The following is a 19,444-nucleotide window of genomic DNA, read 5'->3' on the forward strand; positions in this document are numbered from 1 at the left end:
TGGTGGGCGCAGTAGGGATCGAACCTACGACCGCTCGGGTGTAAACCGAGTGCTCTCCCGCTGAGCTATGCGCCCGGAGGGTGGCACCGCGAGGGTGCCACCGGTGAAGACTCAGGCCAGGGCGGCCACGGCCTTCTTCCAAGCCTGCTGGTCGCGCGCCTCGCCGGGCTGGTTGATCTCGGCGAACCGGACGACGCCGTCCTTGTCGATCAGGAAGGTCCCACGGGTGGCCAGGCCGGCCGCCTCGTTGAAGACGCCGTAGGCCTTCGCGACCTCACCGTGCGGCCAGAAGTCCGAGAGCAGCGGGAACTGGTAGCCCTCCTGGTCGGCCCACGCCTTGAGCGAGAACGGGGTGTCCACGGACACGCCGATGACCTGCACGCCCTCGCCGTCGTAGTCCGCGAACTCGTCGCGGAGCTGGCACAGTTCGCCGGTGCAGATGCCGCTGAACGCGAACGGGTAGAACACGAGCAGGACCGGCTTCTCGCCCTTGAAGGACGACAACTGCACGGGCTGCTTGTTGTAGTCGTTGAGCGTGAAGTCCGGGGCTTGCGATCCGACCTCGACGGCCATACCGGCGGTTTCCTCTCGAAGAGCGAACAGGGGCCTGCGACGACAACCCTATCGTGTCGCTCGCGCGGCTCCGGAGGTCACCGCTTGGTCTTGGACGACTTCGGCGACACCAGCCGCGTGCCCGCCCATTTGGGGCCCGCGCTGATGTTGGCCGTCTGCGCCAACCCGACCTGCGGCACCGCTTCGGCGATCTCGCTCGGCTCGACGTGCCCGGGCTGTCCCGTCTTCGGGGTCAGTACCCAGATCACACCGTTCTCGTTCAGGGGGGTCCGGACCTCGATCAGCGTGTCGCCGAGATCACCGTCGTCCTCGCGCCACCACAGCAGCACGACGTCGATGACCTCGTCGGCGTCCTCGTCGAGGATGTCGCCGCCGATCTGCTCCTCGATCGCAGCACGAAGGTCGTCGTCGACGTCCTCGTCCCAGCCGATCTCCTGGACCACCATGTCCGGCTTGATCCCAAGCCTTTCGGCGACGCTGCTCTGATCAGCGTCTCCCGCGGCGACCACTGCTGTCACTCCTCCAACTACGACGGAGCGTGGTGTCGCCGTGGCCAGGTCGACCGGGCCGGCACCACACTCGGGTACACGATGCCCGTTAGCGAACACTGGCGAAGCGCTTCGCGCAACCGTCCACACCGGATCTTGAACAACTCGTGTCGCGGCGTACGGGCATTCGGACCATCCTGGCGTGGCCAATCCGGGCGCGCTTGGGCACCCGGAAATCCCCTGCTTTAGGGTGGGAGAGAAAACGCGCGCGCGGATACAGGCGCGTGCGAGGCGTGTCGCAACCGGGTCCGCCGACGTTACCGATCAGTAGCGGTGACGAGAACGGAACCGGAGGACGACGATGGAAGGCGAACACGCCCGCGTACGAGCAGAACCAGCTACCACCTTTCGCAAGGAGACCCCTTGGCCCCGCAGAACGACGGCGCCTCCGGCAAGGAGACCCCGGCACGCGTCCGCGTCATCCGTGACGGATTGGCGGCGCACCTGCCCGACATCGACCCGGAGGAGACTGCCGAATGGCTGGACTCCTTCGACGAGGCGCTGGCCAGGGGTGGTCAGCAGCGCGCCCGGTACCTGATGCTGCGCATCCTCGAGCGGGCCAGGGAGCGCCACGTCGGCGTTCCTGCGCTGACGTCGACGGACTACGTCAACACCATCCCCACCGAGAACGAACCCTGGTTCCCCGGTGACGAGGAGATCGAGCGCCGCTACCGCGCCTACATCCGGTGGAACGCCGCGATCATGGTGCACCGCGCGCAGCGTCCCGGCGTCGGCGTCGGCGGGCACATCTCGACCTACGGCTCGTCCGCGGCGCTGTACGAAGTGGGCTTCAACCACTTCTTCCGCGGCAAGGACCACTCCGGCGGCGGCGACCAGATCTTCATCCAGGGCCACGCCTCCCCGGGCATCTATGCTCGCGCGTTCCTCGAGGGCCGCCTGAGCGAGAACCAGATGGACGGGTTCCGCCAGGAGTTCTCGCATGCCGGCGAAGGCGGCGGCCTGCCGTCGTACCCGCACCCGCGGCTGATGCCGGAGTTCTGGGAGAACCCGACCGTGTCCATGGGCCTCGGCCCGATGAACGCGATCTACCAGGCGCGATTCAACCGCTACCTGCGCGATCGCGGCATCAAGGACACGAGCGACCAGCACGTCTGGGCGTTCCTCGGCGACGGCGAGATGGACGAGCCGGAATCGCGCGGCCTCATCCACGTGGCCGCGGGCGAGGGCCTCGACAACCTGACCTTCGTGATCAACTGCAACCTGCAGCGGCTCGATGGCCCGGTGCGCGGCAACGGCAAGATCATCCAGGAGCTGGAGTCGTACTTCCGCGGCGCCGGCTGGAACGTCATCAAGGTCATCTGGGGCCGTGAGTGGGACTCGCTGCTGCACGCGGACCGTGACGGCGCCCTGGTCAACCTGATGAACACGACGCCGGACGGCGACTTCCAGACCTACAAGGCCAACGACGGCGCCTTCGTCCGCGAGCACTTCTTCGGCCGCGACCCGCGGACCAAGGAGCTGGTCAAGGACCTCACCGACGCCGACGTCTGGAACCTCAAGCGCGGCGGGCACGACTACCGCAAGGTCTACGCGGCCTACAAGTCGTCGCTGGAGCACCACGGCCAGCCGACGGTGATCCTGGCCCACACCATCAAGGGTTACGGTCTCGGACCGTCCTTCGAGGGCCGCAACGCCACGCACCAGATGAAGAAGCTCACCCTCGACGACCTCAAGCTGTTCCGGGACGCCCAGCGCATCCCGATCAGCGACGAGGAACTCGAGCGCGACCCGAAGCTGCCGCCGTACTACCACCCGGGCAAGGACTCGGCGGAGATCGAGTACATGATCGGCCGTCGCAAGGCGCTCGGCGGGTTCCTGCCGGAACGCCGTCCGAAGGCCGCGAAGGCGCTCGTGCTGCCCGGCGACAAGGTCTACGAAGGCATCCGCAAGGGCTCGGGCAAGCAGGAGGTCGCCACCACGATGGCGTTCGTCCGGCTCGTCCGCGAGCTGGCGAAGGACTCCGAGATCGGCAAGCGGATCGTGCCGATCATCCCGGACGAGGCGCGCACCTTCGGTCTCGACTCGATGTTCCCGACGGCCAAGATCTACAACCCGCACGGCCAGACGTACACGTCGGTCGACGCGAGCCTGATGCTGGCCTACAAGGAGTCCGAAAAGGGCGTCATCCTGCACGAGGGCATCAACGAGGCGGGCTCCACCGCGTCGTTCACCGCCGTCGGCACCTCGTACGCCACGCACGGCGAGCCGATGATCCCGATCTACATCTTCTACTCGATGTTCGGGTTCCAGCGGACCGGTGACGGCCTCTACGCGGCGGCGGACCAGATGGCCCGCGGGTTCGTCCTGGGCGCCACCGCAGGCCGCACCACGCTCACCGGTGAGGGCCTGCAGCACGCCGACGGGCACTCGCTGCTCCTCGCGGCGACCAACCCGGCCGTCGTGGCCTACGACGCCGCGTGGTCGTTCGAGATCGCCCACATCGTGCGGGACGGCCTTCGCCGGATGTACGGCGAGACCGGGCCGGACGGCAACGGCGAGAACATCTTCTACTACATGACGATCTACAACGAGCCCTACCAGCAGCCCGCCGAGCCGGAGAACCTCGACGTCGACGGCCTGCTCAAGGGTCTGTACCGCTACGCCGACGCCCCCGCGGGCGAAGGCCCCGAGGCGCAGATCCTGGTGTCCGGCGTGACCATGCCGGACGCGCTCCGGGCGCAGCAGATGCTGGCCGAGGAGTGGGGCGTACGCGCGGCCGTCTGGTCGGCGACGTCGTGGACCGAGCTGCGGCGCGAGGCCGTCGAGATCGACCACGCGAACCTGCTCAACCCGGGCGAGACCCCGCGTGTGCCGTACGTCACCCAGAAGCTGTCCGGCGCGAACGGGCCGGTCGTCGCGGTGTCGGACTGGATGCGCGCGGTGCCGGACCTGATCCGTCCGTGGGTGCCGAACGACATGCTGACGCTGGGCACCGACGGGTTCGGGTTCTCCGACACCCGCCCGGCCGCTCGCCGGAAGTTCCTGGTCGACGCGCAGTCGATCGTGGTCGGCACGTTGAGCGCGCTGGCCAAGCGCGGCGACTTCGACCAGGCGAAGGTGGCCGAGGCGGCGCGCAAGTACCGCCTCGACGACGTCGCCGCCGCGGGTCCGCAGTTGTCGGACTCCGGTAGCGCCTAGCCGTGAAATGAACGGCCCGTTACTTGCAAATTTCGCAAGTAACGGGCCGTTCATTGCATCCGACGGCGGGACGGTTAGGGTGAGACATCGGATGTTTCTGGGGCGAGCGGAGAGGGTGAGCGAGTGTGACGAAGCGTCGACTGCCTAAGCCGAGTGAGCTGAAGCAGATCCTGCGGCCGAAGCCGATCGTGCTCAACCCGACCGAACGGCGGCTGGCGGGCGCGCACACGATCGCCGACCTCCGGACGATCGCCCGGAAACGAACCCCGCGCGCGGCGTTCGACTACACCGACGGCGCCGCGGAGCTGGAAGACAGCCTCCGCCGCGCCCGGCAGGCCTTCCGCAGCGTGGAATTCCACCCGAACGTCCTGCGCGGCGTGTCCGATGTGGACACGAGCAAGGAGATACTCGGCAAGCGTTCGGCACTGCCGTTCGCGTTCGCGCCGACCGGGTTCACGCGCATGATGAACCACGAGGGCGAGTCCGCGGTGGGCCGCGTCGCCCAGCGCAACGGTATCCCGATGGGGCTGTCGACGATGGCGACGACGTCGATCGAGGACCTCGCGGCGGCCGCGCCGGAGGCCCGCAAGTGGTTCCAGCTCTACGTCTGGCGCGACCACAAGGCGGGCGAAGATCTGATGAATCGCGCCTGGGCCGCCGGTTTCGACACGCTCATGCTGACGGTGGACACCCCGGTCGCGGGTGCCCGGCTGCGCGACGTCCGCAACGGGCTGACCATCCCGCCCGCACTCACCCTCAAGACGTTCGTCGACGGCGCGATGCACCCGGCGTGGTGGTTCAACCTGCTGACCACCGAGCCGCTGACCTTCGCGTCGCTGAGCCACTTCGACGGCACGGTCGCCGAGCTGCTCAACAAGCTCTTCGACCCGACGCTGAACTTCGACGACCTCGACTGGGTGCGCCAAACCTGGCCCGGGAAGCTCGTGATCAAGGGCATCCAGAACGTCGACGACGCTCGTGACGTGGTCAAGCACGGCGCCGACGCGGTACTGCTGTCCAACCACGGCGGACGTCAGCTCGACCGCGCGCCGACGCCGATCGAGCTGCTGCCGGCCGTACTCGACGAGATCCAGGGCAACGCCGAGGTGTGGGTCGACACCGGCATCCTCTCCGGCGGCGACATCGTGGCCGCGATCGCACGCGGCGCCGACGCGGTGCTCGTCGGGCGCGCGTTCCTCTACGGCCTGATGGCCGGCGGCGAACGCGGCGTCCAGCGGTGCGTCGACATCCTGCGCGCCGAGATCGTCCGGACCATGCAGCTGCTCGGCGTCCGCACCCTCGCCGACCTGAAGCCGTCGCACGCCACCATGCGCTGACCCTCCCGCGTTTAGTCCTCTGAATGCGGTAGCTGCGCGTGCAAGCACCGCATCCAGAGGACTGAATGCGGCGAGTGGGTGGGGAGTTTCAGGTTTTGCCTTCACCTTGTTGACGGCACACGAGGTTTGTGAGGAAGATCTCCGACACGGCGTGAAAAGCTGTTTTCGCATCGTGGAAACGGGGTTCGCATGTTCGTGCAAGAACTCTCCCCACTCGGCTCGCTCGGCCTGTCCGCCCTGGTCGCGGTCCTCCCCCTCGCCACCGTTCTCGTCCTGCTCGGTGCCGTCCGCCTGAAAGCGCATCTCGCCGCCCTGATCGGCCTCGCGGTCGCTCTCGTCGTCGGGATCGTGGCCTTCGGCATGCCGGTCGGCCAGGCGATCTCCGGCGCGTTCTCAGGCGCGGCGTTCGGCCTGTTCCCGATCATGTGGATCGTCGTCAACGCGCTGTGGATCTACCGGATCACCGTGCGCACCGGGCATTTCGACGTCCTGCGCCGCTCGTTCGGCCGGGTTTCGGACGACCCCCGCATCCAGGCGCTGATCATCGCGTTCTGTTTCGGCGCGCTCATGGAGGCCCTGGCGGGCTTCGGCGCGCCGGTGGCGATCAGCGCGATCATGCTGGTGGCGCTCGGTTTCACCCCGGTCAAGGCCGCGGTGGTGGCACTGGTCGCGAACACCGCGCCGGTCGCGTTCGGCGCGATGGGCACCCCGGTCGTCACCCTGGCCCAGGTCACCGGGCTGCCGCTGGAGCAGGTGTCCTCGATCGTCGGACGGCAGACGCCGTTGCTCGCCCTGTTCGTCCCGCTGCTGCTGGTGATCATCGTCGACGGCAAACGCGGCCTCAAGGAGACCTGGATCCCGGCGCTCACCTGCGGGGTCGCGTTCGGTGTGGTCCAGTTCCTCGCTTCGAACTACGTGTCCGCACAACTGGCCGACATCGGCGCCGCACTGGCGGGCGCGGCCGCGCTCGTGGCCCTTCCCGCCTCCCGTAAACCGGCCGACGCCGAGGTTCGCGCCCAGGTGCTCACCGGCACGCAGACGGCGACACTCGACAAACCCGACGAGCGCCGCGAGATCTTCCTCGCCTATCTGCCGTACCTGCTGATCATCGTGATCTTCTCGGTCGCCCAGCTTCCGCCGGTGAAGAAGCTGCTCGATTCGGCCACCTGGAAGTTCCACTGGCCGGGGCTGGACGTGGCGAGCCCGAGCGGGAAGCCCGTGTCCGGCAACAACTTCTCGCTGCCGTTTCTCAACACCGGCGGCACCCTGGTGCTGATCGCGGGCGTGCTGACGGCGATCGCGCTCAAGGTCGCCGCGAGCGACGCGGCAGCCGAATGGCTGGCGACGGTGAAGGAACTGCGGTTCGCGATCCTGACCGTGGCCGGTGTCCTCGCGCTGGCCTACGTGATGAACCTGTCCGGGCAGACCGCGACGATCGGCACGTTCATCGCCGCCGCGGGCGCCGGACTGGCCTTCCTGTCCCCCGTGCTCGGCTGGTTCGGCGTCGCCGTGTCCGGATCCGATACCTCGGCCAACGCGCTGTTCGGCGCGCTCCAGGTGACGGCGGCGCATCAGACCGGTCTTCCGCCGGACCTGCTCGCCGCGGCCAACAGTTCCGGCGGAGTGCTCGGGAAGATGATCTCGCCGCAGAACCTCACCATCGCCTGTGTCGCGGCGAACCTGCCCGGCGAGGAGGGCATGCTGCTGCGGAAGGTGCTGCCGTGGAGCCTCGGCCTGCTGCTGGTGATGTGTCTGATCGTGGTCGGTCAGGCGAGTCCGGTGCTCAGCTGGATGCTGCCGTGACCCCGGCCGACGGCGCCGTCTGGACCTGCTTCGCGGTCCGGTTCCAGCTCCACCAGCCGTGCACGACCAGCCCGGCGAACACGATGTAGACCGCGGCCGAGAAGTACAGGCCCGAGGAGAGCTGCAGCGGGACACCGATCGCGTCGACGACCAGCCACACCAGCCAGAACTCGACGAGACCCGCGCCCTGCGCGGCGAAGGCGACCAGCGTGCCGACGAAGATCGCGGCGTCCGGCCAGGGCGCCCACGACGCGTTCAGCGCGTCGAGGACCAGCGCCATCACGGTGGTGCCGATCGCGAACGCGCCGAGCATGGCCAGGCGTTCGGAGAACCGGCCCTTGCGGACGACGACGCCGTAGACCGGGTCGCTGCGGCGGGACCACGCCCACCAGCCGTAGATCGAGATGGCGAGGATCGCGACCTGCCTGGTGGCGAGCCCACCGAGATGCGCGGAGAGGTAGACGGAGAACAGCAGCACGGTGGCGCCGACCTGGACCGGCCAGGTCCACAGCGTGCGGCGTTGCGCCAGGAAGACCACGGCCAACGCGAAGATCTGCCCCGCCAGCTCGGCGAAGGAGATCCACTGTCCGAGCACCGTGACACCGTTGTGCAACAGGAAGTCCACGTCCGCACCCCTCTCCGTCTACCGCTCCAACATGCTCCGCGGCGACGCCATTCCCTAGCGAGTGTGAGGTGTGGAACAGGGGAACGGCTTGAGAGCCGCTGAGGCGGAGTAGCGAGACGTGAAGAAGGGGCCCTTCACCGCACGAAATACGGCGATGGGCCCCTCCAGCTCCACGCGGGCCCGGTGCCTTCCTCGATCACCGGGCCCGCGGGATGCTCAGGAATCTACGCGACCGATGCCCACGGGCGAAGTCGGCGGCTCCGAACGGACCTCCTGCTTCCCGTTCCCGGTCTCCAGCTGGCCCTGCAGGTTGGCCAGCCAGCCCTGCCAGCGGTCCTGCGCCGGCTTGATCAGGCCGCCGCCGAAGCCGACCACGATCACGCCGCCGATGGTGGCGAGCACGGCCACCAGGACCGGCCCCGTCACCGCCGTCGCGATGTTCACCTGGCCGAGGGCGGCGATGATGCCGAATGCCATGATCAGCCAGTAGGCGACGGTGCCGAGCAGCCGTCCGGCCGGGCGGCCCGACAGCGCGCCGTGCACCAGGTCGCGGACGACCTTCGCGATGGCGGCCGCGACGATCACCAGCACCAGCGCCACCAGGATCCGCGGCAGGAACGCGATGATCTCGTTGAGCAGCGCGCTGACCGGATTGCTCTCACCGAATACGCCGAACGCGAGTTGAAGCGCGATCAGGAGAATGAAGTAGTACACGAGTTTGACGAGGATCCCGCCCGCGTCGACATTCGCTTGTTTCAGCGTTCCGGTGAGTCCGGTCTTCTCGATGAGCTTGCCGAAACCGATCTTCGACAGAACCAGTCCCAATGCCTTTGACACGGCCTTCGCGATCAACCAGCCGATGAGCAGGATAATGAGGAATCCCACCAGTTTCGGCACGAAGGTGGCGACCAGGTTCCATGCTTGCCCAAGACCGTCTTTCAGCTGCTCGCCCACGGCGAACTCCCTCCTCTGCGCCCCACGCCGAACCCGGCGCGGCTTGCGAGGGATCGTTGATCACGGGCCACTCACCGGCAACTCGGCGACCCACGATCGAGTGAGTGAGCTAGCGGGAAAAGATCCACAAGTCCCATACTTGTTCTACCGGTGGGGACCGGGGAGACGAGGCCGCTCGGCGCGGCGTAAAACGCAAGCGCCGGGCGGCCTCGAGTTTTATGCGAACACCTTTCACCATTCACCGCCGCGCACCGCGCGATGTCTGTCCACTTCGGACTTACCAGGCGTCCGGCCGCAGGACGACGGCCCCACGGGCCGACCGGACTAGGATCGGCTGACCATGGCTGATGCGACTTCGGGACGGCGTGTGCCCAAGCACCACGGGCTGTCCGCCAAGACCCTCCGGCGGCTCGAGCACGCCTCCGGCCGGCTCGCGAGCGCGAGCATCGCGGTGATGGAGGAGCGGCTGAGCTGGTTCGCCCGCCTTCCCGCCGACCAGCGCGCGAGCGTCCTGCTGATCACCCAGGCGGGTGCCGCCGGTTTCGTCGACTGGCTTCGCGATTCGAAGGAGGCGCTCTCCCTCACCACCGAGGCCTTCCGCGAGGCGCCCGCCGAACTCTCGCGCTGGGTGAGCCTGCGCCAAGCCGTCGGCATGGTGCGGCTGGCGATCGAGGTGTTCGAGGAGCAACTGCCGGACTTCGCCGCCAACGAGGGCGAGCGGGCCGCGCTGATCGAGGGGATCCTGCGCTACGGCAGGGAGATCGCGTTCGCCGCCGCCAACTCGTACGCGGCCGCCGCCGAGGCACGCGGCGCCTGGGACGCACGGCTGGAAGCACTGGTCGTCGACGGCATCGTCCGCGGCGACGCCGAGGAGGCCGTGCTCTCCCGTGCGGCCGCGCTCGGCTGGGATCCGGCCGCGCCCGCCACCGCGCTGGTCGGGACACCGTCGTCGGAAGACCCGCCGACGGTCGTGTTCGAGGTCCGCAGCCGTGCGGCGCGGGTCGGGCGGCCGGTCCTGCTTTCGGTGCAGGGATCCCGCCTGGTCGTGGTCGTCGCCGGACCGACCGAAGGGACCGCCAAAGACCGCGAAATCCTCACCAAGCTGTCCGTCGCGTTCGCCGACGGCCCGGTCGTCGCGGGTCCGACCATGCCCACGCTCGCCGAAGCCCACTACAGCGCGACAGAGGCCCTGTCCGGTCTGCGGGCCGTCGTCGGCTGGCCCGGTGCGCCGCGGCCCGCGCGGTCGCTCGACCTGCTGCCCGAACGTGCGCTTTCGGGCGATCCCGAGGCCGAACGCCTGCTCGTCGAACAGATCGCACGCCCACTGGAGGACGCGGGCCCGGCGCTGCTGCGGACCGTGGAGACCTACCTCGACAGCGGCGGCGTGCTGGAAACCTGCGCGCGGACGTTGTTCGTCCATCCGAACACCGTCCGGTACCGGCTGCGGAAGGCCGCCGAACTCACCGGCCGCCACGCCGCCGAATCACGGGACGCCTGGGTGCTGAAGGTCGCCCTGACGGTCGGGAGACTGGCCCGCGCCCGCGGCCTCTGGTAAACCGGTTGGTAACTCAGCGCAGTGACAGAGTTCATAGGGAAAGCTGGTTGAACCCGACAAGGCTTTTGGGTTAAGCGCAGTGATCAGGAAGGCACTTTTGTAGGTTTCCGACAATTACGTCGGCCGGACTTGGTGAGCGTCGGCATCACGACCATGGTGGCCGAGAGTGTTCCCTTGGGGGGTGACAGTCGCAGTCCTCGCCCCCGGTCAGGGTTCCCAAGCCCCAGGCATGCTCACCCCTTGGCTCGAACTCGACGGCGCCCGCGCGCGCGTCGAAGCCTGGTCCGAGCGAGCCGGTCTCGATCTCGTCCGCCTCGGCACCGAAGCGGACGCCGAAGAGATCCAGGACACCGCGATCACGCAGCCGCTCATCGTGGCCCTGTCGCTGCTGGCGTTCGAGCACCTGCAGCGCGAAGCCCCCGTCGCCGCGGACGCGCCGGTCGCCGGCCACTCCGTCGGTGAACTGGCCGCCGCCGCCATCGCCGGGGTACTGAGCCCCGAGGACGCCGTCGCGCTGGCCGCGATCCGCGGCGCGGAGATGGCCAAGGCCTGCGCACTGGAGCCCACGAGCATGGCCGCGGTCATGCTCGGCGACCCGGAGCGGATCGTCTCCTGGCTCGAAGGTCACGGCCTCACCGCCGCGAACCGCAACGGCGCGGGCCAGATCGTCGCTTCCGGCGCCGCCGACGCGATCGAGAAGATCGTCGCGGAGCCGCTCGAAGGCACCAAGGTCCGGGCCCTCAAGGTCGCGGGCGCGTTCCACACGGCGTATATGGCACCCGCGCGCGAAGCACTGGGAGCCCACGCTGCGAAGATCACCCCGGCGGACCCCACACGTCCGCTGCTGTCGAACGCCGACGGCCAGGTCGTCACCAGCGGGGCCGAGTACCTCGACCGGCTGGTCGCCCAGGTCACCAGCCCGGTGCGCTGGGACCTGACCATGGACGGACTGGTCGCCTCGGGTGTCACCTCGACGCTCGAACTGCCGCCGGCGGGCACGCTGACCGGACTGGTCAAGCGGCAGCTCAAGGGAACCGTGACCACGACCATCGCGCTGAAGACCCCCGCCGAGCTGGCGAAGCTTCAGGAGCAGGAGGACGCTTCGTGACCGACCGATCCACTTTGCGGCAGGCGCAGGGCGCCGCCGGGACCCGCATCCTCGGTGTCGGGAGCTTCCAGCCCGAGAAGATCGTGACCAACGACGATCTCTCGCAGATCATGGACACCAACGACCAGTGGATCCGCGAGCGCGTCGGCATCGTCGAGCGCCGGTTCGCCGAGAAGGACGAGTCGCTGGTCGACATGGCGGTCAAAGCGGGCAAAGCGGCCCTCGCCGACGCCGGCGTGGATCCGTCCGAAGTGGACACGGTCATCCTGCCGAACTGCACGATGCCCACGCAGATCCCGAACGCGGCCGCCCAGGTCGCCGACCGGATCGGGATCACGCACCCGGCCGCGTTCGACCTCAATGCCGCCTGCGCCGGGTTCTGCTACGGCCTCGGCGTCGCCTCGGACCTGATCCGGGCGGGCAGTTCGAAGAAGGCGCTCGTCATCGGCGCCGAGAAGCTCACCGACCACGTGGACCCGGTCGACCGCGCGAACGCCATCATCTTCGCCGACGGCGCGGGCGCGGCGGTGGTCGGTCCGGCCGACTCCGCGCAGATCGGCCCGGTCGCCTGGGGCAGCGCCGGCGAGCACGTCGACCTGATCTACATGCGCGACGAGAAGTGGATCTACCAGGAGGGCCAGTCGGTCTTCCGCTGGGCGACCACGCAGATCGCGCCGATCGCGTTGCGGGCACTCGAGGTCGCCGGGCTCGAACCGTCCGATGTGGACGTCCTGATCCCGCACCAGGCCAACCTGCGCATCGTCGAGGCCATCGCCAAGAAGCTGCGCGCCAAGGGCGCCCGCGAGGACATGGTCGTCGCCGACGACATCAAGTACTCGGGCAACACCTCGTCCGCGTCCATCCCCCTCGCGCTGGACCACATGCGCAAGGCGGGAACCGTCAAGCAGGGCGACGTCGTACTCGCCGTCGGCTTCGGTGCCGGACTCTCCTACGCGGGCCAGGCCTTCATCTGCCCGTGATGAATACTTCCCCTGCGGGCACCGTGTCCGCGGGGCAGCCGAAAGCATCACCGAGAAGGGAACAACCAGTGGCAGACAACGCAGAGATCCTCGCCGGCCTCGCCGAGATCGTCGAAGAGGTCGCCGGTGTGGCGCAGGACGACGTGACCGCCGAGAAGTCCTTCGTGGACGACCTCGACATCGACTCGCTGTCCATGGTGGAGATCGCTGTTCAGGCCGAGGACAAGTTCGGCGTCAAGATCCCGGACGACGAGCTCGCGAACCTGAAGACCGTTGGCGACGCGGTGAACTACGTGTCCGCCAACTCCAAGTAAGTCACCAGTACTTGATGGCGCCGACCTTGGGGAGACTCCAATGAGCAACATCGACGTCGTGATCACCGGGCTGGGTGCCACCACCCCGCTCGGCGGAGACGTCACGTCCACGTGGGACGGCCTGCTCGCCGGTGAAAGCGGCATCCGCCGGATCGAAGCCGACTGGGTCGACGAACTCGACCTGCCGGTGAAGATCGGTGCCACGCTCGCCGTGGACCCGTCCGAGGTCCTTCCTCGCGTCCAGGCCCGCCGCCTGGACCGTTGCGAGCAGGTGGCGCTCATCGCCGCGCGTCAGGCCTGGGCCGACGCGGGCTTCGAGCAGCCGACCGATGAGCATCAGGATGTGGACCCCGAGCGCCTGGGGGTGACCATCGGCACCGGTGTCGGCGGTCCGGTCACCCTGATCTCACAGAACGACCTTCTGCACAAGCAGGGCCTCCGCAAGGTGTCCCCGCTGACCGTGCCGATGCTGATGCCGAACGGTCCCGCCGCGCACGTCGGCATCGACCTGAAGGCCCGCGCCGGCGTGCACTCGCCCGCTTCGGCGTGTGCTTCGGGCGCGGAAGGCATCGCCGCCGGCTACGAGATGATCCGGTCCGGCCGGGCCGACGTCGTGGTCGCCGGTGGCGCCGAGGCGTGCATCCACCCGATCACCCTCGCCGGGTTCGCCCAGGCGAGGACGGTGTCCACCCGCAACGACGAGCCCGCGAAGGCCTCACGGCCGTTCGACGCGAACCGCGACGGTTTCGTGCTCGGCGAGGGCTCCGGCGTCGTCATCCTGGAGCGGGCCGACCGCGCCAAGGCCCGTAACGCCCGCATCTACGCGCGGCTGAGCGGGTTCGGGATCACCTCGGACGCGTACCACATCACGGGCAACCACCCCGAAGGCATCGGCCAGATCGCCGCCATGCGCGCGGCGATGAAGATGGCCGGGGTCTCCCCGGCCGACGTCGGCCACGTCAACGCGCACGCGACCTCGACGGTCGTCGGCGACGTCGGCGAGGCCGCGGCGATCCGCAACGCCATCGGCGACCACACCGTGGTGACCGCTCCCAAGGGCGCGCTCGGCCACCTGGTCGGCGGTGCGGGCGCGGTCGAGGGCATCGCCACCATCCTGGCGATCTACCACGGCCTCGTCCCGGCGACCCTGAACCTCGAAGACCTGGACCCGAAGGTCCAGCTCGACGTCGTGGCAGGCGAGGCCCGCAAGGTCGAGCTGGGCGCGGCGCTCAGCAACTCGTTCGGCTTCGGCGGGCACAACACCGCACTGCTGTTCACCCCGGCCGCCTGACGGCGTCGGGAGCTCGGCCCGCTTGGTGCCATGAATGGCCCGTTACTTGCAAATTTTGCAAGTAACGGGCCATTCATGGCACGACCGGAGGGTACGAAAGGGACGGTCAGGCTTCCGAGCGCTTCACCAGATGCCGCCCGATCCACCAGGCCGCCTCGACCAGCACGATCCCCACCCCCGCACAGGCGAACGCCGAAAGCGTGTACGCGCTCACGCTCGGGTCCAGCGCGAAGAACTTCTGCGTGAACGGGATCAGGAACAGCGCGAGCGTCAGCACGACCATGCCGCCGATCAGCAGGATCTTCCACCATTTGTACGGCCGCGCGACGATCCCGAGCACCCACAGCGCGATCGCGATCAGGGTGATCAGCGCGGTGGTGCCCGCCTGGATCTTGTCCAGTTCGGACTGTCCGGATCCCTTGTACACCAGCAGGTAGCTCACGAACGTCGCGGTCGCGATGACGAGCCCGGCGGGGACGGCCATCCGCATCACCCGGCCGACGAACCCGGTGCGGGCGCGTTCGTTGTTCGGTGCCAGCGAGAGGACGAACGCGGGCAACCCGATGGTGAACCACGCGGTGATGGTGATGTGCCGCGGCAGGAACGGGAACGGTACCTGCGCGATGCCGACCATCAGCGCCAGCAGGACCGAGTAGACCGTCTTGGTGAGGAACAGGTTCGAGACGCGCTCGATGTTGCCGATCACCCGCCGTCCTTCGGCGACGACGTGCGGCAGGGTGGCGAACTTGTCGTCCAGCAGCACGATCTGCGCGACCGCGCGGGTGGCCGGGCTGCCGGCGCCCATGGCGACACCGATGTCCGCGTCCTTCAGCGCGAGGACGTCGTTGACGCCGTCGCCGGTCATCGCGACCGTATGCCCCTTCGACTGCAGCGCACCGACCATCGCGCGTTTCTGCAGCGGTGTCACGCGGCCGAAGACGGCGCGATCCTCGACGGTGTCGGCCAGCTTTTCGGCGTCGTCCGGCAGTTTCCGCGCGTCGACGGGTTTGTCCGCGCCCGGCAGGTCGAGGGTGCCCGCGACGGCGCCCACGGAGATGGCGTTGTCGCCGGAGATGACCTTGACCGCGACGTCTTGGTGCGCGAAGAAGTCCAGAGTGTCCTTCGCGTCCGGGCGGACCTTCTGCTCCAGCACCACGAGCGCCACCGGTTCGATGTCGCCCGGGCCTTCGGCCGCGTCGACGGCCCGCTCCGCCCGGCCCAGCAGCAGGACGCGAAGCCCGCGCGAGCCGATCTTCTCGGCCTCCGCCCGGTGTTCCCCTTCCGGCAGCAGGACGTCGGCCGCGCCGAGCACCCAGTCGCCGTCGCCGGTGAACGACGCGCCACTCCACTTGCGCGCCGAGGAGAACGGCATGGTCGTCGAGACGGTCCAGCCCGGGTCGGTCCGGTGCTCCTCCGCGATCGCCTGCAGGCTCGCGTTGGGCCGGGGATCGGCGGCGGCGAGCGCGGCCAGCGCGTCGTTCACCGGATGCCCGGGGGTGATTTCCCGGACCTCGGCGAGCCTCATCGCGTTCTCGGTGAGCGTGCCCGTCTTGTCCGCGCACACCACGTCGACCCGGGCGAGGCCCTCGATCGCCGGCAGTTCCTGCACGAGACACTGGCGTTTGCCCAGCCGGATGACGCCGACGGCCAGCGCGACGCTCGTCATCAGCACCAGGCCTTCGGGCACCATCGGCACGAGCGCCGCGACCATGCCGCGCAACGCGTCCGGCCACGCCTGGTCGCCCGCGAGCTGGTTGTAGATGGTCAGCGCGCCCGCCGGGACGAGCAGGTAGGTGATGAACTTGAGGATCTTGTCGATGCCCTGCCGCAGCTCCGACTTCACCAGGGTGAACTTGCTGGCCTCCGCGGCCAGTTTCGCGGCGTAGGACTCGTCGCCGATGATGTCAGCGCGGTAGGTGCCGCTGCCCGCGACCACGAAGCTGCCGGAGAGCACCTTGTCGCCGGGCTGTTTGACCACCGGATCGGATTCCCCGGTCAGCAGCGACTCGTCGACCTCCAGGGCGTCGGCCGTCAGCGCCGGGCCGTCGACGACGATCTTGTCGCCGGGCCCCAGTTCGACGAGGTCGCCGAGCACGACGTCCTCCGGGGCGATCTCGGCGCTCCGCCCGTCGCGGCGGACGGTCGGCTTCGCCTGTCCGACGATGGCGAGCCGTTCCAGCGTCCGTTTCGCCCGGAGTTCCTGGATGATGCCGACCGCGCTGTTGACGATGATCAGGCCGCCGAACAGCCCGTCGATGAAGTACCCCGTCGACAGGATGAGGACGAACAGCACGCCGTAGATCGCGTTGATCCGGGTGAACACGTTCGCGCGGATGATCTCGCCGGTGGTCCGGCTGGTCTTCGTGGAGACCGTGTTGGTCCTGCCCGCGGCGACACGCTCGGCGACCTCTTCGCTGGAGAGTCCCCTCGAGGCGTCGGTCAGCAGGGCCGGCTGATCAATTGCCATGCCGGGGACTCTATTCCGCCCGGGCCTCTCCGTGCGTCAGCCTGAAGGACCATGTCACCCCTGAGGAAAGCCTATGAGCACCGTTCGTGCTCGGGGTTCGTGCCGCCGTCGGTGGTGTCGACCCGCCAGGAGCCGCTCTCCAGGCGCAGCGGGAGCACCAGCCGCCACCGGATGCAGCTCTCGGGGAGGTACACGGGCGCGTCGTCGACGTCCTGGGTGCTGGTGAAGGCGACGAGCACACGGAGCGTTCCGGGAGCACCCGGCTCGACCCGGTAGACGAGGATGCTGCCGTCCCGTGTGGACTGATAGTCCTTCTTCCACTCCGTCGCCGTCTTGGTCTTCTGCCGTTCCCGGCTGACCACCGATGTCCACTTCGGATAGTCGCGGTCGTTGATGGAGTCGAAATACCCCTGCAGCACCTGCCGGACGCTCTGGTACTGCGGATGCGCGACGACGTCGGGCGTGACCTCGACGGCGGGCGAGCCGGGTTGTTCCTCCGGGGCGACGGACGTCGGCGAGTCGCTGACGACCGGTTCTGCGGGCACGGCGTCGGGACGGCGGTAGAGCTCACGCGCGAGCAGCCCGATGCCGACGGTCAGGGAGATCACCACCACGAGGACGGGGATGAGCCACCGCTGGCGAACTGAGGGGCGAGGCTGGGCGGTCACCCTGGAAGGTTAGCCGCCCGCCTCTTCCTCGCTCACGCCCTCTACCCGACCTGGTGCAGCCAGGTGACCGGGGCGCCGTCACCGGCGTGCCGGTACGGCTCGAGGGCTTCGTCCCAATTGGCGGCGAGGAGTTCGTCGAGCTTGTGGGCCAAGGACTCGCCGGTGCGAACCTTGCTCACCAGCGCGCGCAACTGGTCCTCGCCCACGACGATGTCGCCGTTGGCACTGGTCCGGCCGTGCCACAGGCCGAGGCCTGGAGCGAAGCAGAACCGTTCGCCGTCGACGCCCGCGCTGGGCTCTTCGGTGACTTCGAACCGGATCATCGGCCACGCCTTCAACGCGGACGCCAGCTTTCCGCCGGTGCCCGAAGGCGCGCGCCAACCGCATTCGGCGCGGAGCTGTCCTGGACTGGCCGGTTGGGCCGTCCACTTCAGCTCGACACGGGCACCCAGGGTGCCCGAAATGGCCCACTCGACGTGCGGACAGACCGCAGACGGCGACGAGTGGACGTACACCACGCCACGGGTGTTGCCACGGGTGCTCACTGCTGACCTCCGCTACTCGACGAGGGGCGTCTTCCCCTACGACCTCGCGAGCTGCGCTGGTCAGGTGGCTCGTGCCGCCTCCCGGTACGCGTGAGCACATTGTGCACCCCAACCGTGCTGTTTGGCCACATGAACACCATAAGTCGCACCTGATTGGGATTCCGCACGTGCGTGAGGGCCCCACCTGGGGCCCTCACGCCACGTCACTACCGAGCGCCGAGGGATTGAGCAGCGGCGAAGGTGTCCACCAGGCCGGTGCCCTTGTCGAAGCTCGACGTGTACGGACCAGCGGCCACGTACGGCGAGCCGTTCGTGAACTTGTACGCGGTCGCCTTGATCGCGGCCTCGATCTCACCCGGGCTCGCGTTCGGCGCGACCTGGAAGAGCTGCGCGACGATCCCGGTGATCTGCGGCGCCGCCATCGAAGTCCCGCTGATGACGTTGTAGGTCGCGAGGTCCAGCAGACCAGGCCCGCTCTTCGGCTGCAGGCCCTGCGTGCAGATCGGCTGCGTGGGACGACAGGACGAGAGGATGTTCTCCCCCGGCGCCGAGACGTCCGGCCAGGTCGCCTGATCGGTCTTGAGTCCGCGCGAGGAGAAGTCGGACACCGTGCCGTCGCGGGTCCCGGTCCCCTGATCGTTGGACGACGCCACCGCCAGGACACCCGGCGTCTGGTCCTGCCCCGCCGGGTTGGAGAGGTTCGCCGAACCGTCGCCGCCGTCGTTCCCGTTCGCCCACACCGTGACGACGCCTTCCGCGGCGAGCGCGCGCTGCAGCTTCACGGTCGCCGAGTTCGGGTCGAAGGCACCGCCGCCGCTGGGACCGTAGGAGTTGTTGGTCACCTTGATCGGCGGGCACACCGACGCGGCGACGCCCGCGCCGCACGGCGCCTTGTGGTTCTCCAGCACCCAGTTCAGCGCCGCGTCCGTGCCGAGCACGAGCAGCGCGGCCCCGGTCGAGACCGAGACGATCTTCGAACCCGGCGCCGAGCCGCCGACCTTGGTGCCGTCGGTCAGCGTCACCTGGCCGCCGGCGGCGATACCGGTGACGTGCGTGCCGTGGCCGCCGAGGGAGAGCGTGTCGGTGTCGACGAAGGTCGGCACGTCGACGATGCAGTTCGTCGCGGTCCCGTCCAGGCAGAGGCTCTTCAGGTTCCGCACCACCCGCGTCCTGCCGTCGGCGCCCTTGAACGCGGGATGCGTCGGGTCGACGCCGGTGTCGATGATCGCGACCGAGACACCGCGGCCGTCCACCGGCGCACCGTTGGCGTCCTTCAGCGTGGTCCGCGTCTGCAGGCTCCGGGTCGCCGCGGTGCCGCTGCTGCCGTGCGCCTTGAGTTTCTCGTTGCCCTCCACGTAGGTGACCCCGCCGGCCTTGCGGACCTCGCGCACCTGGTCGGCGGTGCCCCGGACGGCGACGACGCCGATCTTCGAGAACGAGGTGACCTTCGTGAGCCCGGCCTCGCGGACGGCGCGTTCGGCGGTGGCGACGTCGCCGGCGTGCACGAGCGCGGTCAC

Annotated in this window: 16 protein-coding genes and 1 tRNA gene; 8 read left to right on the forward strand and 9 right to left on the reverse strand. The window is 68.8% G+C overall.

From position 1 onward, the window contains the following. The 3 genes from H5J31_RS36315 to H5J31_RS36325 all read right to left on the reverse strand — a co-directional run bounded on the left by H5J31_RS36315 (position 1) and on the right by H5J31_RS36325 (position 1,082). Positions 1-75: transfer RNA gene (locus H5J31_RS36315), tRNA-Val, on the reverse strand. A gap of 36 nt (positions 76-111) precedes the next feature. Then, positions 112-573 (reverse strand): peroxiredoxin, encoded by a 462-nt coding sequence (locus H5J31_RS36320; RefSeq protein WP_181777208.1) that lies wholly within the window; start codon positions 571-573, stop codon positions 112-114. A 77-nt stretch (positions 574-650) separates the two neighbouring features. Beyond that, on the reverse strand, positions 651-1,082 hold the full coding sequence (locus H5J31_RS36325) for a DUF3052 domain-containing protein (RefSeq protein WP_034311133.1): 432 nt from the start codon (positions 1,080-1,082) through the stop codon (positions 651-653). 402 nt (positions 1,083-1,484) lie between these two features. Here H5J31_RS36325 and aceE point away from each other — a divergent pair, with 402 nt between their 5' ends. The 3 genes from aceE to H5J31_RS36340 all read left to right on the forward strand — a co-directional run bounded on the left by aceE (position 1,485) and on the right by H5J31_RS36340 (position 7,420). Next, complete coding sequence (gene aceE, locus H5J31_RS36330; RefSeq protein WP_181777209.1) at positions 1,485-4,280, forward strand: pyruvate dehydrogenase (acetyl-transferring), homodimeric type; 2,796 nt, start codon at positions 1,485-1,487, stop codon at positions 4,278-4,280. Between the two features lie 125 nt (positions 4,281-4,405). Beyond that, the gene (locus tag H5J31_RS36335) at positions 4,406-5,617 is read left to right on the forward strand and encodes an alpha-hydroxy acid oxidase (protein WP_181777210.1); all 1,212 of its coding nucleotides are present in this window, start codon (positions 4,406-4,408) and stop codon (positions 5,615-5,617) included. 189 nt (positions 5,618-5,806) lie between these two features. Continuing rightward, positions 5,807-7,420 (forward strand): L-lactate permease, encoded by a 1,614-nt coding sequence (locus tag H5J31_RS36340; RefSeq protein ID WP_181777211.1) that lies wholly within the window; start codon positions 5,807-5,809, stop codon positions 7,418-7,420. Here H5J31_RS36340 and H5J31_RS36345 read toward each other — a convergent pair. Continuing rightward, positions 7,401-8,045, reverse strand: coding sequence for a nicotinamide mononucleotide transporter family protein (locus tag H5J31_RS36345; RefSeq protein ID WP_181777212.1), 645 nt, complete (start codon positions 8,043-8,045; stop codon positions 7,401-7,403). The two genes, H5J31_RS36340 and H5J31_RS36345, sit on opposite strands and share 20 nt — an antisense overlap. 216 nt (positions 8,046-8,261) lie before the next feature. Continuing rightward, positions 8,262-8,999 carry a mechanosensitive ion channel family protein gene (locus tag H5J31_RS36350; protein ID WP_181777213.1) on the reverse strand — a complete coding sequence of 246 codons (738 nt, stop codon included), beginning with the start codon at positions 8,997-8,999 and terminating at the stop codon, positions 8,262-8,264. Positions 9,000-9,339: 340 nt separating this feature from the next. On the opposite strand from H5J31_RS36350, the gene H5J31_RS36355 reads away from it, so the two are divergent. The 5 genes from H5J31_RS36355 (at position 9,340) to H5J31_RS36375 (ending at position 14,247) form a co-directional block, all read left to right on the forward strand. Next, the gene (locus tag H5J31_RS36355) at positions 9,340-10,554 is read left to right on the forward strand and encodes a PucR family transcriptional regulator (protein ID WP_181777214.1); all 1,215 of its coding nucleotides are present in this window, start codon (positions 9,340-9,342) and stop codon (positions 10,552-10,554) included. Positions 10,555-10,735: 181 nt separating this feature from the next. After that, the gene (locus H5J31_RS36360) at positions 10,736-11,662 is read left to right on the forward strand and encodes an ACP S-malonyltransferase (RefSeq protein ID WP_328701702.1); all 927 of its coding nucleotides are present in this window, start codon (positions 10,736-10,738) and stop codon (positions 11,660-11,662) included. Continuing rightward, positions 11,659-12,642 (forward strand): beta-ketoacyl-ACP synthase III, encoded by a 984-nt coding sequence (locus H5J31_RS36365; protein ID WP_181777216.1) that lies wholly within the window; start codon positions 11,659-11,661, stop codon positions 12,640-12,642. The genes H5J31_RS36360 and H5J31_RS36365 overlap by 4 nt, the downstream gene beginning before the upstream one ends. A 68-nt stretch (positions 12,643-12,710) precedes the next feature. Continuing rightward, a complete protein-coding gene (locus H5J31_RS36370; RefSeq protein WP_004559006.1) occupies positions 12,711-12,956 on the forward strand; it encodes an acyl carrier protein in 246 nt (81 codons plus the stop codon). Between the two features lie 40 nt (positions 12,957-12,996). Next, a complete protein-coding gene (locus tag H5J31_RS36375; protein WP_181777217.1) occupies positions 12,997-14,247 on the forward strand; it encodes a beta-ketoacyl-[acyl-carrier-protein] synthase family protein in 1,251 nt (416 codons plus the stop codon). A gap of 106 nt (positions 14,248-14,353) precedes the next feature. On the opposite strand, the gene H5J31_RS36380 is transcribed toward H5J31_RS36375, so the two are convergent. The 4 genes from H5J31_RS36380 to H5J31_RS36395 all read right to left on the reverse strand — a co-directional run. Beyond that, positions 14,354-16,714 (reverse strand): cation-translocating P-type ATPase, encoded by a 2,361-nt coding sequence (locus tag H5J31_RS36380; protein WP_181777218.1) that lies wholly within the window; start codon positions 16,712-16,714, stop codon positions 14,354-14,356. A 71-nt stretch (positions 16,715-16,785) separates the two neighbouring features. Further along, positions 16,786-17,382 carry a hypothetical protein gene (locus H5J31_RS36385; RefSeq protein WP_181777219.1) on the reverse strand — a complete coding sequence of 199 codons (597 nt, stop codon included), beginning with the start codon at positions 17,380-17,382 and terminating at the stop codon, positions 16,786-16,788. Between the two features lie 41 nt (positions 17,383-17,423). Further along, the gene (locus H5J31_RS36390; protein ID WP_091599164.1) at positions 17,424-17,927 is read right to left on the reverse strand and encodes a DUF3145 domain-containing protein; all 504 of its coding nucleotides are present in this window, start codon (positions 17,925-17,927) and stop codon (positions 17,424-17,426) included. Positions 17,928-18,133: 206 nt separating this feature from the next. Continuing rightward, the coding region (locus H5J31_RS36395) for a S8 family peptidase (protein WP_181777220.1) at positions 18,134-19,444 on the reverse strand (1,311 nt) is incomplete at its 5' end.

Origin of the sequence: Amycolatopsis pittospori (genome assembly GCF_013870525.1) — a bacterium.
GTDB classification, from domain to species: domain Bacteria; phylum Actinomycetota; class Actinomycetes; order Mycobacteriales; family Pseudonocardiaceae; genus Amycolatopsis; species Amycolatopsis pittospori.